This window comes from Shewanella sp. SM20 (assembly GCF_025654545.1).
GTDB lineage: Bacteria > Pseudomonadota > Gammaproteobacteria > Enterobacterales > Shewanellaceae > Shewanella > Shewanella oncorhynchi.
This window is the reverse complement of the sequence record NZ_JAKKRK010000013.1, coordinates 34,485-50,330: the sequence shown is the minus strand read 5'-3', so window position 1 is coordinate 50,330 and position 15,846 is coordinate 34,485. Positions and strand designations below refer to the sequence as shown.

Here is a 15,846-nt window from a genome sequence, read left to right as displayed (position 1 = left end):
CTGTAACTGCAAAGCATTAATTCAAGCTAAAGCTTAAAGTCGATTACAAATCAGAGCGGGGAAACGCCAAACACTTCAATTGAGTGTTGTTTCCCTTTGAGTTTGACTGGGCCTAGATTTGATAGGTGATACTGAGTGTTGGGGTTATCTAAACGTCCTGCGAGTGCGCCTGAAATCAACATGCGCTGTCCTAGTGGATTACATTGATCTTGCAGTCTTGCTAAGGTATTGAGCACGTCACTAAAGAAACTAATTTCTTGTTTCTGTACACCAACAACTGCAGCGACGACTTGGCCACAATGGGCCGCCGCTTTAAATTTCGGCACAAAGCCATAATGCTCTTCAAAGTAGCGGCGTTGCCAGTTCAGTTGTTGGCTAAATTCAAAATAGATATTCATGCAGCGGTCGTGAACTATCCCTTCTTCTAATGGCCAGTGAAGCAGCACTGCATCTCCCATATAGCGGTAGATTTCAGCTTCGTTATTGGACACAGTATCTGAAAGTAAACTAAAGCTGTCTTGGATCAATCGACTAAAGCGGTAATCGCCAAGTGATTCGGCATGTGTGGTTGAGGCGACCATGTCTAAATAGAGGAATAAGCGCTGCTCATATCTTGGCTTGTGGTATTTACCAAGGCCTATGTTGAGTAAAATACGCGGCCCGACTAATAATGCCATTTGCTCGACAAAAGCTAAGCTGACTCGTACAACGACCAAATATACGATCAATGCTTGGAATGAAGGACTATAGAGAATGTGCGCCGTCAGCATTTGTCTGAGGGTCGACATATGATTTTCGATGGCCCACATATTTAAAAACTGAGTCATGTAAGCTAACGTCGTAGCACCCAGTAATAAAAACAAGCCCTTAAAGATGACTGAAAACACATAGGGGAGGCGATTGATTGCACTGAAATCTGCAATGACGTTCGACATCCAATGTAAGCTGCCAAAAATTATCCCCATGTAGATAGCAAGTGTTGCGAGATCAGCCGAACTTACCGCCCATTGGGGCAGCTCTGGTGATTGGGCATATCGAAAAAACACGAATGCAGCCATGGCAATCGCCCAAGCTAAAATCGCAAAAAGGAGTTTTTTCGCTTGTCTACGTGCTCTCACTGCTTGATTGGTATCCGAATACGGCTGTGATTTCAGGATGCCGTAGTTTATAGAAAAGAGTCACCTTAGTGCCAGTGAAATTTGTGATCTGGATCAATCCAAGTCCATATCGTTACTAAAAATTAACCAAATACCTTATTAAGTATCATAGCAGTGAAACTGGTCTTTAAATAAAAGCCCCTAGGGTTGGTCATTTTGATGCTACCATCTTCGGCAATGCTTTGTGTTAACGCCTTACTATTCGCGGCCTTAGGGCGCAATTGCAGCACTTCGCCGTGGCGCGCTGTAAGCCTCTCTACTTTTCCGAGGGCGATAAGCTCCATGATCTCTTCCCAATCCTGTTGCAGTAATCGCAACTCGTGCGGATCTGGTTCCCACAATATTGGTGTACCTATACGGCGCTCACCCACAGGAATATGCCTCTCTCCTTCAACGGGTACCCAAAGTACTCGCTGTAACTTATGGCAGACTAAGCTGTTTTGCCAGGTTAATCCTTGGATATTCGATAGCGGCGCCACGCAGACATAAGTGGTCTCCAGCGGTCGCCCCTGTGTATCAATGGGGATAGTTTTTAGCTCGACCCCTAAATGTAGAAAATCTTGCTCAGGTTTAGAACCCGCCGTTGCGCCTAATTCCATTTCGATTAGTTGACCGACCCAACCTTTATCGCGTTTAAGATCCTTGGGGACTCGAATGCTTCTTTGGCTGGCTATCTGCGCCAAACTCACGCCCGCCATCATGTTGGCACGTTCGAGTAGTTCAGATAGATTTTCGGGGGGGATAATTCGATTCATGGCTGGATTTTACTTAAAAATAACCGCTTAGCAATGGTGGTTAAAAAACGAGCTCTACAGGGTGGGTTAACTTGTACCGAATGTTTTTATTCTAAGTGACTGATTTTCAATTTTATATCCGTGTTAACCCCCGTTGTGCAAAAAAGTGTTCAAAGTTACTCTCTGCTTTCCCTTGCGTTCCCCACATACTTATCCACAGATATTATGGATAACTCAGTAAAGTGAGCCTCTTAACCTAATAAAAATCCTAAGTCAATGCGAATAAAGTGCATTTATTCTGGCTTTTGTGGACAGTTGTGGACACTATTTGTGTATAAAGTTGAGTAATATCGCGAGAATGATAGAAATACTTCTTGCTGGTTAAATAATGAGCTTTATTGGTTTTTTAGTCTAAAATAAATCGTGATTAATTTGCAAGTTAATGAATTTATTTGCTATTAAGTTTTAACTCTAAATTTTCAAAACGATGGTAAATAGATGTTTTTTGAACGTTATAACAAGTTCACCTGAGTTTCAAACAGAGATATCCACAGAAAATGTGGATATCCCCGGATCCCATCCCCTAGCATTGTTGATAAATGTCTTTTAAGTCAGATGTTATCCAAAGCTTAGGATAAAATAGAGGTTTGCTGAGAGACTAGCTTTATGAAACAATCAGTTTATTAAAATTTAATGTGATTTGGAGTCCATGTGATTGATAGCGACGGCTTTCGCGCAAATGTGGGCATTATAATTTGTAACAGATATGGCCAAGTCATGTGGGCTAGACGTTTCGGTCAACACTCATGGCAATTTCCTCAAGGTGGCGTCGATGATGGCGAGACAGCAGAAGAGGCTATGTATCGTGAGTTGTATGAAGAAGTGGGCCTAAGACCTGAACACGTGCATATATTAACCTCGACCCGTTCTTGGTTACGCTATCGTTTGCCAAAGCGTTTAGTCAGGCAAGACAGTAAACCTGTGTGTATTGGGCAAAAACAAAAGTGGTTTCTGTTACAACTGAAAAGCCAAGATAGTGCGATTAATTTAAGTTCCTCTGGGCATCCTGAATTTGACGATTGGCGCTGGGTAAGTTATTGGTATCCTGTGCGGCAAGTCGTGTCATTTAAGCGTGATGTTTATCGTAAGGTGATGAAAGAGTTTGCGGTAACGGCATTGTCATTCCAGACCCTAGAAATACCTAGGAAACGGGGAAGGCAAAAAACAACGGGCTGATTTTCAAAAGAGGATTGAAAACAGTGTTAAATACGCTTAGGGATATTACTCAGGCTGTGGCATCTGCCCACAGTTTGGAAACCGCACTAGAAGTCTTAGTTTCATCGACTAAAGCGGCGATGGAAACCCAATGTTGCTCGATCTATATCCTAGAAGAGCAAGAACTGGTGTTATCTGCAACCGACGGTCTTGAAAAAAGCGCCGTTGGTCGGGTACGTATGCCGTTGACCGAAGGTTTAGTAGGACTCGCTGCCCAGCGAGAAGAGGCCGTTAACCTAGCGGATGCGCGGCTTCATCCCAGATTTAAACTTTTCCCTGAAGTTGCCGAAGAAGAATACCGCGCTTTTTTAGCTGTACCTATTATCTACCAGAAGGCTGTGGTTGGGGTGATAGTGGTACAGCAGGCGAGTGCTCGTCAATTCAGTGAGGGCGAAGAAGCCTTCCTGATGACCCTCGCCGCCCAATTAGCGATGGCGGTGCGTGGCTTAAAACAAAAAGCACAAGTCAGCTCCCATCATCAACAAATTCTGTTTCAAGGTACTTCAGCGTCAAACGGTATCGCCATTGCGTATGCCTTCGTACTTGGTGGGGAAATCCCCCTTGAACAGCCTGAGGTGCGCTCTGACGATATTGCCTATGAATCGAGTCGCTTAACCACGGCTATGGTGCGTTGTAAAGAAGCAATAGGTGCCTTATCTCAACGGTTTGATCGCGAGCAAGATGACGAAGTTGTCTCCATTTTCAATGCATTACAGTTACTGCTCGATGATGCTAGTTTAGGCGGCGAATATACCCGTGAAGTGCAATTAGGCTGGGCTGCTGAGTCGGCGGTGAGCCGAGTGTCTCTACGTTATATTCAACAGTTTTTAGCAATGGAAGACCCTTACCTTAAGGAGCGGGCTAGCGATATTCGCGACTTAGGTCAAAAAGTATTACGCCAACTTATTGAGCCAGAACGTCTAGAGCTTGAGCCCGATAAACCTGTAATCCTCATTACCCGTGAAGCCGATGCGACTATGTTGGCTGAGTTCCCAAGGCAAAAGCTTGCGGGTATTGTCACTGAGCTTGGTGGCGTAAACTCCCATGCCGCCATTTTAGCCCGTGCCTTAGGTGTGCCTGCTATTACAGGTGTCGAGCAACTGTTATCCGCCAATATTGACCAAAAACTTTTAGTTGTAAACGCAAGCCGTGGTCAGTTATTGGTGTCGCCATCACCTGCGATTGTCGGTGAGTATCGTAGCCTGATTTCGGCACAAAAAGCTTTGCAACGCCAGTATGCCCAAGAATTAGCGCTGCCTTCTGTAACCCTAGATGGTTCACGTATTCGCTTGTATCTCAATGCGGGATTACTCAGTGGTGTGGCCTCTGAAATTGCAGAGGGCGCCGACGGTATTGGGCTTTATCGCACTGAAATTCCTTTTATGTTGCAACAGCGCTTCCCGAGTGAATCTGAGCAAGTCAAAGTCTATCAACAGGTCTTATCGGCAGCGTCCGGTCGACCTGTGGTGATGCGTACTTTAGATGTGGGAGGCGATAAACCTTTACCGTATTTCCCGATTAAAGAAGACAATCCTTTCCTTGGATGGCGCGGTATTCGCTTGTCTCTGGATCATCCTGAGCTGTTTTTGGTGCAGTTACGGGCCATGCTACAGGCTGGGGGAGACGGTAAACAGTTAAGTATTTTGCTGCCTATGGTCAGCAACTTAGATGAAATCGATCAATCCTTAGAATATTTGCAACAAGCCTATGTTGAATTAAAAAACGATGTTAACAGCGACATAGTGATGCCACGAATAGGCATTATGCTCGAAGTGCCTGCCATGTTATATCAGTTGGATGATGTGGCAAAACGAGTGGATTTTGTCTCTGTTGGTAGTAATGATTTAACCCAATATTTGCTGGCTGTTGACCGTAATAACCCGCGGGTGAGCTCGTTATTTGACAGTTATCATCCTGGAATATTGCGGGCTTTGCATCAGGCGCACCTAGATTGTCGATACCATAAACTCGATATTAGTATCTGTGGAGAGTTAGCGGGCGAACCTATGGGGGCCATTTTGCTGGTGGCTATGGGATACGATCAGTTGAGTATGAATCAGGGCAGTTTAGCGCGGATCAATTATCTATTGCGACGTGTTGCGCGGGCCGATTTAGATCAATTACTTGCTAAAGCGCTGAGCCTATCAAACGGCTTCCAAGTGCGTGAGCTGGTTAAAGAATATTTGACCCAGCAGGGTCTCGCAACAATTCTTAATTAACTAATGCCGTGTTAAGCTAAGGCCCTCAATTTATCACGCTGTAGGTACTCGTGTGGATAGTTTGTTGTTGGTGTTCTTTATTTGCTTGGCTTTAGGCGCATTTGTCGGCTTTATGGCTGGATTATTAGGTATCGGTGGCGGCTTGATTGTAGTGCCGGCACTGCTTTATATTTTGCCATCGGTCGGTATTAGCTCTACTCAGCTCCCCCATATTGCAATTGCCACTTCGCTAGCAGCCATTATTCTCACCTCTATTTCGTCGGCACGTGCCCACCATAAGCGTGGCAATGTGCCTTGGGATTTATTCAAATCAATGTTACCGGGCCTGATTATAGGCGCGCTGGCTTCAGGTTTTATTGCTGAGCGTATTCCCGCTGATAAGTTACAACAAGGTTTTGCCATCTTTGTGATTTTAATGACAATTCAAATGGCTTATCCCGTTAAGGCCGAATCAAATCGTCAATTACCTAATTCAGTAGTGCTTTTTGTTGTATCGGCTTTTGTTGCGGTTTTGGCAGGTTTGACCGGGATAGGTGGCGGTATACTGATAGTGCCATTTTTGACTTTTTATGGTTTACAGATGCGTCAAGCCGTGGGCTTTTCTGCGGCGATGGGCTTCTTAATCTCTCTTTCTGGCAGTTTCGGCTATATTATTGCAGGAATGAATGCCCCTGAGTTGCCCTATGGTACCTTAGGCTATATCTATTTACCTGCATTGTTTGGTTTAGTGATCACTTCTGTCTTGATGGCGCCTGTGGGGGTAAAAGCGGCGAGCACTTGGCCAACACCTGTACTTAAAAAGATATTTGCACTGTTACTTCTATGTGTCGGCCTTAAGTTAATTCTGACCTAGTTTTTATGTTTATCTCAGTTTGAGGCTGCTAATGGATGTGTTATGGCGTTGAGTTTCCCCAATATCGATCCCGTGATCGTTTCATTTGGACCGTTTAATCTTTTTGGACAAACCTTTGAACCGGCACTGCGTTGGTATGGTTTTACCTATTTAGTCGGATTTGTTGCGGCCATGTGGTTGTTGAACCGCCAAGCCGACCGTTCAAAGGGGATATGGACGCGGGAGCAAGTTTCAGATTTACTCTTTTATGGTTTTCTTGGGGTGATTTTAGGTGGCCGTATCGGTTACGTGCTTTTTTATCATTTCGATTATTTCCTCGCCAGTCCCCTCTATTTATTTAAAATCTCCGAAGGTGGCATGTCCTTCCACGGCGGTTTGATGGGCGTGATTACGGCGATGCTCTATATCGCGTGGAAACAAAAACGTACTTTTTTTGCTGTCGCCGATATGGTAGCACCTGTTGTGCCTATTGGTTTAGGCGCTGGTCGTATTGGTAACTTTATCAACGGCGAGCTTTGGGGACGAACCACTGATGTGCCTTGGGCTATGGTGTTTCCTACCGGTGGGCCTGACCCACGTCATCCATCCCAGTTGTATCAGTTCGCCCTTGAAGGCGTAGCATTATTCCTATTACTTTACTGGTTTAGCAAACGTACCGATAAAGTCGGTGCAGTCTCTGGTATGTTCTTAGTCGGTTACGGTATGTTCCGTATTATGGTTGAAACTGTGAGGCAACCCGACACACAGTTGGGACTCTACTGGGGATTTATGACTATGGGGCAGATACTCTCTGTGCCTATGGTGTTAATCGGTTTGTACTTGATTTTTCGTAAGCAAGGTAAGCAGCAATGAAACAGTATTTAGACTTAATGAAGCACATATTAGCCGAAGGCGTGGATAAATCGGATCGCACAGGTACTGGGACTCGCTCGGTATTTGGCTATCAAATGCGCTTCGATTTGAGCAAAGGTTTTCCTTTGGTGAGCACCAAAAAATGCCATATGCGCTCTATCATCCATGAATTGCTGTGGTTTCTGAAAGGTGAAACTAACGTTGCCTATTTACGCGAAAACAAGGTCAGCATTTGGGACGAATGGGCCGATGATAATGGCGATTTGGGCCCAGTTTATGGTGCCCAGTGGCGCAGCTGGCCAACCCAGAGTGGTGATGCTATCGATCAGATTTCGCAAGTTATCGCCCAGATAAAATCTCAGCCAGATTCTCGCCGTCTTATCGTTTCTGCGTGGAACGTGGGCGAACTGGATAAAATGGCTTTGGCACCGTGCCACGCGTTTTTTCAGTTCTATGTAGCCGATGGTAAATTATCTTGTCAGCTGTATCAGCGTAGTTGTGATGTGTTTCTTGGTTTGCCATTTAATATTGCCAGTTATGCTTTGTTAACTATGATGGTCGCCCAGCAATGTGACTTGGCCTTAGGTGATTTTGTGTGGACGGGTGGCGATACCCATTTATATTCTAATCATATGGAACAGACGGCACTGCAGTTAAGTCGTGATCCAAAACCGCTGCCGACCATGACTATTGTACGCAGACCTGAGTCGATTTTTGACTATCAATTCGATGATTTTGAATTAACAAACTACGCTCCACACCCTCATATTAAAGCCCCTGTTGCTGTGTGAAGTATGTTTTTTAGTCTAACACTTCGGGATAACCGAGGTGTTAGGGAGAAACTTACGATTATATTTGTTATTACAATTCGTCTACACTCAATTCATTATGATTTTTAGGAGTGCAAGATGGAAAAAGCAATTAGAAATTTTCTGAGCCAAGAGTCGGCTGGCGGTATCCTGTTATTGGTTGCTGTTGCCTTAGCCATGCTGATGGCCAATTCCCCCTTATCTGGACTTTATCAAGGCTTTTTAGGCACTGACGTTCAAGTCAAAATTGGCGAGCTCAATATACACAAGCCACTCATCCTGTGGATAAACGATGGCTTGATGGCCATATTCTTTTTGCTGATTGGTTTAGAAGTGAAACGTGAGTTACTTGAAGGCGCCTTATCGAGTGTCGCTCAAGCTTCCCTGCCTACCTTTGCAGCCATTGGCGGCATGTTAGTCCCTGCTGGTGTGTACTTACTGTTTAACTACGGTGATCCTGTCACACAAGCGGGCTGGGCGATTCCTGCCGCGACCGATATTGCCTTTGCCTTAGGTATTATGGCGCTGCTCGGAAGCCGCGTTCCTGTTTCACTGAAAGTCTTCTTACTTGCTTTAGCTATCATCGATGACTTAGGCGTCATAGTGATTATCGCGCTGTTTTACAGTACTGACTTATCAACCATCAGTTTAGTGATTGCCAGTTTAGCGATTGCGGGCTTGGTTGGGTTAAACCGCAAAGGGGTTACCTCACTTTTACCCTATGGCATCTTAGGGTTAATCCTTTGGGTTGCCGTACTTAAGTCTGGAGTGCATGCGACTCTGGCTGGCGTCATCATTGCTTTTTGTATTCCATTGCGGGCAAAGGATGGCAGTTCACCCTCAGAAGGCTTAGAGCATAGTTTGCATCCTTGGAGTACTTTCCTCATTTTGCCAGTGTTTGCTTTTGCCAATGCGGGCGTTTATGTCGGCAATATGAATTTGGAAACGTTAATTTCTCCTGTTCCTGTTGGTATTGCATTGGGCCTGATGTTAGGTAAGCCAATCGGTGTAATGTTATTTAGCTTTATTGCGGTGAAACTAAAATTAGCTCAATTGCCCGATGGCGTAGGTTGGAAGCAAATTGCCCCCGTCGCGGCTATGTGCGGTATTGGTTTTACTATGTCTATGTTTATTGCGTCGTTAGCCTTTGAACATGCAGACCCTATGTACGGTGACTTAGCACGCCTAGGGACCTTAATCGGTTCGATTATGGCAGCGTTAGTCGGGTATTTCTGGTTATCAAAAGTGTTACCTAATAAAGGAGTATAACTATGATAAAGTTGAAATTAATGGGAATAGCAACGCTCTTATGTTTATCGACAACCGCGACGGCATCGCAAATTTCGGCCTGTAATCAGGATGCAAACTCGCAGACTTGCCAAAGCTATCTTGAAGGGATAGTGGATGGCGCTTTGATGTTTAAATCTGATTCCTTAGGGGCGAGATTAGAAACTAATGGTTATGAATCGAGAGCACTTAAGTATCGCGGTGGTAAACGTTTCCAAGAAGCGAATCGAACCTATTGCGCCGAACGTATTCCTGAACGTAACGTTTTAGTTTCAGGAGTCACTGAAGCGGTAAGTCTGGGGAATGCTGCCGATTTGGAGCAGTTACAAGGCATAGTTACTAACTTGCTCGACTGCCAGCGTTTAAAGTAACTTGACTGGGAATCATCAGGTTTTTAATCATCTGATTTTAAACTATCGAGTTTAAAATAACACAGTAACCCCTCAGCGCTTTGGCGTTTGAGGGAGCATTAACAGCGGGTTAGCATGCTGCACTTGAATTATAACCACTTGTATTATTTTTGGATGATTAAGAAAAAGGGCTCAGTCGCTAAGGCGGCCGAAGCCCTATGTTTAACGCCGCAAACGATAACGGGGCAAATTCGTGCCTTAGAAGATAGGTTAAACGGCAGTCTGTTCAAGCGAGTCGGGCGGACATTGGAGGCGACAGAGTTAGGTGAATTGGTGTTTCGCTACGCCGATAAGATGTTTAGCCTTAGCTATGAAATGCTCGATTTACTTAACTATCAAAAAGCGGATGCCATGTTATTCGAGGTGGGTATTGCCGATGCCTTATCTAAAGCTTTAGTCAGCCGAGTGTTATTATCCGTAGTGCCTAATGACAATTCTATGCACTTAGCCTGCTATGAGGCGACTCACGAGAGTCTAATGGCGCGTTTACGTGAGCATAAACTGGATATGATCCTTTCGGATTGTGCAGGTGAGTCACTGAAATACCCTGAAATTTTATCTAAAAAATTAGGCGAGTGTGGCGTGAGTTTTTTCTCCGCTGAAACTTATAGCGCTGATTTTCCGGCTTGTTTAGAGCAAGGCCAGCTATTAATCCCCGGCCGCAGAACCTCACTTGGACAACAGCTATATCGCTGGTTTGACGAGCAAAATCTTAAAGTTAGTATCTTGGGTGAGTTCGATGATGCGGCCATGATGAAGGCCTTTGGTTACCTTAAGCGAGGTATTTTTGTCACACCGTCGATTTATCGCCAAGAAGTGATTTCCCATGGTATGAATTTGCTCGGTGAAACCACCGATGTGAAAGAGGAATACCATGTGATGTTTGCCGAACGTATGATCCAACATCCTGCGGTAAAGCGATTATTGGATACAGATTTTAGCGATCTCTTTGAGGGACTCGATACGCAAGTACAACAATGCTAATTTTGTGAGTCAATATGAAGGGTTAATCGACACTTTAGTCAGTGAACTGATAGACTAATGCCAAATCTGTGTTGGGAGAAATACCTTGGAATTAATGAACATCGCAAGGGTTCGCTGGGCATGTCGCCGTGGGATGCTGGAATTAGACGTCTTGCTTCAACCTTTTGTTGAAAACTTCTATCAAGAAATGTCCGATGAAGATAAAACCGTGTTTATCCGTTTGTTGGAATGTGAAGATCCAGAATTGTTTGCTTGGTTTATGGGCCATGAAGAGTGCCCTGATACTGAACTGGCTCGTATGATAGTGAAAGTCCGTGGAAGACCGGCACCATAGTTTCAGTGTAAAAGCCTCTTTCGACCAACGACTCTCGTTGGTCGTTTTTATTGGTGTTTGTTCTAGCTCATTGCTGCTTTGGCCCCAAAGCGAGATTATCGCCTTATCTCTGCTTAAATATTTGTTTATCGTACTTGTTAGTATTTTTTTGCTGTCGCAGTTGTGGCGACTGCAGCATTGGCGTTTAGATTTTGTGCTGAGTGATAAAGGCGAGGGACGTTTGTCAACGGGGGAGCACTTTCAGGTACTAAAACGCACTTGGGTCACGCCCTTTGTTTGCTTGATTTATATCGAAGTGGATACTCAGCTACGGCTCTTGATGATTTGGGCAGATATGTTAGACGATACTGACTATCGACATTTATGTCGGCTGTTGCTGCGGGCTAAAATGCAACAGACTAAACCTCATTCTGAGATTTAGTCTGTTTATGATGAAGTCACCTATGCGGTTACTTTTCAGGTAGTAAAATAGTCGGGCGAGGCGCGTCTAATTTCTCTGGATGATCGATATTAAAATGCAGTCCACGGCTTTCTTTACGCTCCATGGCACAGCGAATAATTAATTCGGCCACTTGCACTAAGTTACGTAATTCGAGCAAGTTATTGCTAACCCTGAAGTTACTGTAATATTCCTGAATTTCTTGCTGTAACATCAGGCAGCGGCGCAGTGCTCGCTCCAGACGTTTATCTGAGCGTACAATTCCAACGTAGTCCCACATGAATAACCGCAGTTCGTGCCAGTTATGGGCTATGACCACTTCCTCATCCGAGTTCGATACTTTACTTTCATCCCATGCTGGAATTTGTCCCGGGATTTGAATTTTATGCAGTTGGCTTTCTATGTCCTGTGACGCCGCACGGGCAAACACTAAACATTCGAGTAACGAGTTACTCGCCAGACGATTGGCGCCATGTAAGCCCGTATAGGCGACTTCACCAATGGCATAGAGGCCATTGAGATCCGTCTGACCGTGCATATCTGTCATTACACCACCGCAGGTATAGTGTGCGGCGGGTACCACAGGAATCGCATCTTTAGTGATATCGATTCCCAGCTCTAAGCAACGGCTATAGATGGTCGGGAAATGCTTCATCACAAAGTCAGCATCTTTATGGCTGATATCGAGATAGACGCAATCGGCACCCAGACGTTTCATCTCGTAGTCGATGGCGCGGGCAACGATATCACGGGGAGCTAACTCGGCGCGTTCATCAAAGTCCGGCATAAAGCGCGTGCCGTCTGGACGACGCAGATAAGCCCCTTCACCACGCAGGGCTTCGGTGAGTAAGAAGTTGCGCGCATCTGCGTGGTACAAACACGTTGGATGGAATTGGTTGAACTCCATATTCGCCACGCGGCAACCTGCACGCCATGCCATGGCAATACCATCACCACTAGCGACATCGGGGTTTGAGGTATATTGATAAACCTTTGAGCTACCACCAGTCGCTAACGCAACAAACTTGGCCTTAACGGTTTCGACGTGTTCTTCATTACGATTCCACACATAAGCGCCTAACACACGATTACCTGGGCGATTTAACTTACGGGTGGTGATGAGATCGATGGCGTTATAGCGTTCTAAAACTTGAATATTGGGGTGGGCGAGTGCGCGTTCTTGCAGTGTCGTTTGCACTTCTTTGCCTGTGGCATCGGCAGCGTGCAGAATACGTCTGTGGCTATGGCCGCCTTCACGGGTTAAATGGTAAGGTGCATCTTTTGCGTTGCCGTCTGTGGTTTCTTCTTTATCGAAGGCGACGCCACATTCGATAAGCCATTGCATCGCACTCTTGGCATTTTCAGCAGTGAAAGTGACAACGTCTTTGTCACATAAACCCGCCCCTGCGATTAAGGTGTCTGCAACATGGGATTCGATAGTGTCACTTTCGTCGAAGACGGAGGCGATACCGCCTTGGGCGTAGTAAGTCGACCCTTCCGAGAGTGGGCCTTTTGAAAGCAGAATTACTTTTGCTTTTTCAGCAAGATGCAAAGCTAGTGTCAGACCTGCGGCACCGCTACCTATGACTAATATGTCAGATTGGTGTTCAACTACTTGTTTCATCGGGTATCATGATGTGACTGAAGAGTGCCAACTATGGTAAACCAACTCACCGATTATGGGTACTTTCCTTTTTACCTTACTTTTTTTGTATAATTTTTAGAACTTTTTCAAAGCCCGCGAGTCTACATAAGTGAATATGATTCGAGCGACTGAGAAATCAGCATTTTAGATTTAGGAGAAGTCGGCTCGGATGAGTGGACAATTAAGTGATCAACAATTAGTTGAGCGCGTACAACAAGGTGATAAAAACGCTTTTAACCTGTTAGTGCTTAAATATCAAAGTAAAGTCATTAGCTTGATATCCCGTTATGTACGGAACCAAGCGGACGTTGCTGATGTCGCACAGGAAGCGTTTATCAAAGCTTACAGAGCTTTGCCAAACTTTCGCGGTGAAAGTGCATTTTATACTTGGTTGTACCGCATCGCAGTAAACACTGCGAAGAATTATCTCGTATCACAGGGGCGTAGAACGCCTGCGAATGATGTTGATGCAGAAGATGCCGAATATTACGAAGGCAGTGACGCGCTGAAGGAGTTTGCCTCCCCAGAACGGCTAATGTTATCGGATGAAATCAAAAAAGTGATTTTCGATACATTAGAGACCTTGCCTGAAGAATTACGAATGGCCATCTCATTGCGTGAACTCGATGGTATGAGTTACGAAGATATTGCCATAGTCATGGATTGTCCTGTCGGGACCGTAAGATCACGTATCTTCCGAGCACGAGAAGCAATCGATAAAAAGCTCCAGCCTTTGCTGGAAGCCTAAATTCTTATTTTAAGAAACCCTTATATTTAGACAGGTGAAAAATGGATAAATTAGGTCAAGAATGGGTATCTGCCGCAGTCGATGGAGAGACTGATGAGCAGACCATGGCAGAGTTATCTGCTGATACACATTCACATGATAAATGGCATAACTATCATATGATAGGCGATGCCATGCGTGGCGAGTTGCCGCAGAATATTGTGTTAGATCTCTCTGCTAGCATTGCCGCCGCCATTGAGCTTGAGCCAGCGATAGTTGCGCCTAAGCATCATGCGTCTAACGTTGCTGCACCTGTAACGCCACAAATTGCCGCCAATTCGGAGCAAAGCCGCGTCGTACCTTTATTTAAGCAATTTGGTCAATATGCCATTGCTGCGACGGTTGCTATGTTTGCGATTGTGGGTGTGCAGAATTACAATCAAACCGCCGATGATGCCGCGTCACCATCGCCCGTGTTAATTACAAGGCCGCTTATTGGTAGCGCATCACCTGTGAGCCTACAAACCGGTCCTGTACAACAGAATCAAGGCTATACCAATGATCAGGTGAATGAGCAACGTCGCCGAATTAATACTTATATCCAAGATCATATGTTGCAACAACGATTGAATACTGGTGCGGTTGTAGAGGACAATACCGAGGTCGTACCCGTTCCGGTCAATCAATAACGAGGAGTTAGCTTGCGTCTAATCCTGTTGGCTTTATTAGCCTTGGTCTTTCCTGCAACCGCGCAGGAGGACATGCCTGCCAAAGCTTGGCTCGAGAAAATGAGTCAGGCTTTACGAGAGAAAGAGTTTAAAGCATCGATTATTCAACTTCAGGCCGATCATATTCGGCCTTTGGTTTACCTGCATGGTAAGGTGAATAATCAAGAAGTTGCCTTTCTAGAATACCTTAACGGTCCACCCAAAAATGCAGTGCGTGTCGGTAATCGTGTCACCTTTATTGAGCACGATGAGCCTGCGTATAGTATCGTTTCTAATCATATTCAAGGTGTCTGGCCTGCTGCTTTCTCTGCCAATATGGCGGACTTAGAAGTGGGTTATCAGTTTGTACTCGGTGGCCGTACCCGTATCGCTGGGCGTCCGGGGCAGATGATCCGCCTGTTGCCTAATGATGAATTCCGTTATGGCTTTCAAATTTGGCTTGATATGGAAACCTATCTGCCGCTGAGATACGACATGCTGACTCAAGATAAGCAATTACTTGAGCAGATCATGGTGATTGAACTCATTGAATTCAGCGAGCCGCCAGCCATTTTGCAAGAGGCCTATAAGCAAGAGTGGCCGGCAGTTATCGATCAAGCCGAGCGCCAAGACGGTCAAAACTGGCAATTTGCTTGGTTACCCGCAGGTTTTACTGTGGTAGTGCGCGACCACCATAGATTAATTGGCAGTCACGAAGCGGTGGAATACATAGCACTGACCGATGGACTGGCAAATATTTCTGTTTATGTGGCGCGTGCGGGCACGAGTCCATTGCCTGAAGAATTAATTACCCGTAATGGCTTGTCATTAGTCTCAGAAAAAGTCGGTAATGCCGAAGTGGTTGCTGTGGGTAAAGTGCCGACAGAAACCTTAACGCGCATTGCTAAAAGTCTGACGCTAGAATAGGACGCCGATTATGATGGAAGAAATTGCCAGAGTCGTCTCCAGTGATAGTCAAGGCTGGTTGACGGTTGAAGTGGAACTTAAGAGTACCTGCAAAAGCTGCAGTAACAGTGAGTCTTGCGGGACCTCTGCTGTCGCTCAGGCTTTTTCCTCGAAAACCCAGCAATTTTCTATTCAGAGTGACCGCCGCTGTGAGGCTGGTGAATTACTCAAATTAGGCCTTCCCGAGAGCGTGATCCTCAAAGCCGCGGCATTAATCTATTTAATGCCGCTGTTTGGCCTGTTTGTCGGCGCAGCGTTAGGACAATTTTTAGGCCAGTTGCTTGAGTTTAATCCTAACCTAGGTGCCATGGGCTTTGCGGCCGTTGGTGCCTTGATTGCGTGGTCTTTTGGTAAGCAACAGGCTAAACGTTTAGAAGTTGATGCTCAGCCTGTGATTTTGGCCTATTTAGGTAGGAGCATCAATTTAAACGAATTAGCTCAATAATTT

Annotated in this window: 17 protein-coding genes; 14 read left to right on the top strand and 3 right to left on the bottom strand. The window is 45.3% G+C overall.

Annotation, left to right across the window (positions count from 1 at the left end; all coding sequences use genetic code 11):
* Positions 1–50 precede the first annotated feature (50 nt).
* Positions 51–1,118, bottom strand: coding sequence for an adenylate/guanylate cyclase domain-containing protein (locus tag L5M18_RS07585; RefSeq protein ID WP_105249866.1), 1,068 nt, complete (start codon positions 1,116–1,118; stop codon positions 51–53).
* Positions 1,119–1,240: 122 nt separating this feature from the next.
* Positions 1,241–1,912, bottom strand: coding sequence for a DNA mismatch repair endonuclease MutH (mutH, locus tag L5M18_RS07580; RefSeq protein ID WP_263196436.1), 672 nt, complete (start codon positions 1,910–1,912; stop codon positions 1,241–1,243).
* 690 nt (positions 1,913–2,602) lie between these two features.
* Here mutH and rppH point away from each other — a divergent pair.
* The 10 genes from rppH to L5M18_RS07530 all read left to right on the top strand — a co-directional run bounded on the left by rppH (position 2,603) and on the right by L5M18_RS07530 (position 11,335).
* On the top strand, positions 2,603–3,127 hold the full coding sequence (gene rppH / locus L5M18_RS07575; RefSeq protein WP_006080762.1) for an RNA pyrophosphohydrolase: 525 nt from the start codon (positions 2,603–2,605) through the stop codon (positions 3,125–3,127).
* Between the two features lie 23 nt (positions 3,128–3,150).
* Entirely contained in the window at positions 3,151–5,385 is a 2,235-nt protein-coding gene (gene ptsP, locus L5M18_RS07570) for a phosphoenolpyruvate--protein phosphotransferase (RefSeq protein ID WP_263196435.1), read from the top strand.
* A 52-nt stretch (positions 5,386–5,437) separates the two neighbouring features.
* Positions 5,438–6,238: a sulfite exporter TauE/SafE family protein gene (locus tag L5M18_RS07565; protein WP_028760835.1), complete on the top strand. Its 801-nt coding sequence runs from the start codon at positions 5,438–5,440 to the stop codon at positions 6,236–6,238.
* Between the two features lie 42 nt (positions 6,239–6,280).
* Positions 6,281–7,090, top strand: a complete 810-nt coding sequence (lgt, locus tag L5M18_RS07560; protein ID WP_263196434.1) for a prolipoprotein diacylglyceryl transferase — start codon at positions 6,281–6,283, stop codon at positions 7,088–7,090.
* Positions 7,087–7,881 (top strand): thymidylate synthase, encoded by a 795-nt coding sequence (gene thyA, locus L5M18_RS07555; RefSeq protein ID WP_105249861.1) that lies wholly within the window; start codon positions 7,087–7,089, stop codon positions 7,879–7,881. Before lgt ends, thyA begins: the two co-directional genes overlap by 4 nt.
* Before the next feature lie 117 nt (positions 7,882–7,998).
* On the top strand, positions 7,999–9,168 hold the full coding sequence (gene nhaA / locus L5M18_RS07550) for a Na+/H+ antiporter NhaA (RefSeq protein WP_028760832.1): 1,170 nt from the start codon (positions 7,999–8,001) through the stop codon (positions 9,166–9,168).
* Positions 9,169–9,170: 2 nt separating this feature from the next.
* The gene (locus tag L5M18_RS07545) at positions 9,171–9,557 is read left to right on the top strand and encodes a hypothetical protein (RefSeq protein WP_105249860.1); all 387 of its coding nucleotides are present in this window, start codon (positions 9,171–9,173) and stop codon (positions 9,555–9,557) included.
* A 114-nt stretch (positions 9,558–9,671) separates the two neighbouring features.
* Positions 9,672–10,580 carry a transcriptional activator NhaR gene (gene nhaR / locus L5M18_RS07540; RefSeq protein WP_028760830.1) on the top strand — a complete coding sequence of 303 codons (909 nt, stop codon included), beginning with the start codon at positions 9,672–9,674 and terminating at the stop codon, positions 10,578–10,580.
* Between the two features lie 85 nt (positions 10,581–10,665).
* A complete protein-coding gene (locus tag L5M18_RS07535) occupies positions 10,666–10,914 on the top strand; it encodes a succinate dehydrogenase assembly factor 2 (RefSeq protein WP_263196432.1) in 249 nt (82 codons plus the stop codon).
* Positions 10,895–11,335, top strand: coding sequence for a protein YgfX (locus L5M18_RS07530; protein WP_263196431.1), 441 nt, complete (start codon positions 10,895–10,897; stop codon positions 11,333–11,335). The genes L5M18_RS07535 and L5M18_RS07530 overlap by 20 nt, the downstream gene beginning before the upstream one ends.
* Positions 11,336–11,363: 28 nt before the next feature.
* Here the strand turns inward: L5M18_RS07530 and nadB are convergent, their stop codons facing one another.
* Complete coding sequence (nadB, locus tag L5M18_RS07525; protein WP_263196429.1) at positions 11,364–12,977, bottom strand: L-aspartate oxidase; 1,614 nt, start codon at positions 12,975–12,977, stop codon at positions 11,364–11,366.
* Positions 12,978–13,167: 190 nt separating this feature from the next.
* Between nadB and rpoE the strand changes: the two genes are divergently transcribed.
* The 4 genes from rpoE to L5M18_RS07505 are packed head-to-tail and all read left to right on the top strand — an operon-like array spanning position 13,168 to position 15,843.
* Positions 13,168–13,746: an RNA polymerase sigma factor RpoE gene (rpoE, locus tag L5M18_RS07520; RefSeq protein WP_028760826.1), complete on the top strand. Its 579-nt coding sequence runs from the start codon at positions 13,168–13,170 to the stop codon at positions 13,744–13,746.
* A 41-nt stretch (positions 13,747–13,787) separates the two neighbouring features.
* Positions 13,788–14,414 (top strand): sigma-E factor negative regulatory protein, encoded by a 627-nt coding sequence (locus L5M18_RS07515; RefSeq protein WP_263196427.1) that lies wholly within the window; start codon positions 13,788–13,790, stop codon positions 14,412–14,414.
* A gap of 12 nt (positions 14,415–14,426) precedes the next feature.
* Complete coding sequence (locus L5M18_RS07510; protein ID WP_028760824.1) at positions 14,427–15,359, top strand: MucB/RseB C-terminal domain-containing protein; 933 nt, start codon at positions 14,427–14,429, stop codon at positions 15,357–15,359.
* Between the two features lie 10 nt (positions 15,360–15,369).
* Positions 15,370–15,843, top strand: coding sequence for a SoxR reducing system RseC family protein (locus L5M18_RS07505; RefSeq protein ID WP_105249858.1), 474 nt, complete (start codon positions 15,370–15,372; stop codon positions 15,841–15,843).
* Positions 15,844–15,846 lie beyond the last annotated feature (3 nt).

What these genes read in the sequence shown, in the direction of transcription:
- rpoE (WP_028760826.1), top strand. Translation starts at nt 13,168, where the DNA reads ATGAGTGGACAATTAAGTGATCAACAATTAGTTGAGCGCGTACAACAA.
- L5M18_RS07505 (WP_105249858.1), top strand. Translation starts at nt 15,370, where the DNA reads ATGATGGAAGAAATTGCCAGAGTCGTCTCCAGTGATAGTCAAGGCTGG.
- nhaA (WP_028760832.1), top strand. Translation starts at nt 7,999, where the DNA reads ATGGAAAAAGCAATTAGAAATTTTCTGAGCCAAGAGTCGGCTGGCGGT.
- nadB (WP_263196429.1), bottom strand. Translation starts at nt 12,977, where the DNA reads ATGAAACAAGTAGTTGAACACCAATCTGACATATTAGTCATAGGTAGC.
- lgt (WP_263196434.1), top strand. Translation starts at nt 6,281, where the DNA reads ATGGCGTTGAGTTTCCCCAATATCGATCCCGTGATCGTTTCATTTGGA.
- mutH (WP_263196436.1), bottom strand. Translation starts at nt 1,912, where the DNA reads ATGAATCGAATTATCCCCCCCGAAAATCTATCTGAACTACTCGAACGT.
- thyA (WP_105249861.1), top strand. Translation starts at nt 7,087, where the DNA reads ATGAAACAGTATTTAGACTTAATGAAGCACATATTAGCCGAAGGCGTG.
- nhaR (WP_028760830.1), top strand. Translation starts at nt 9,672, where the DNA reads ATGCTGCACTTGAATTATAACCACTTGTATTATTTTTGGATGATTAAG.
- L5M18_RS07515 (WP_263196427.1), top strand. Translation starts at nt 13,788, where the DNA reads ATGGATAAATTAGGTCAAGAATGGGTATCTGCCGCAGTCGATGGAGAG.
- L5M18_RS07545 (WP_105249860.1), top strand. Translation starts at nt 9,171, where the DNA reads ATGATAAAGTTGAAATTAATGGGAATAGCAACGCTCTTATGTTTATCG.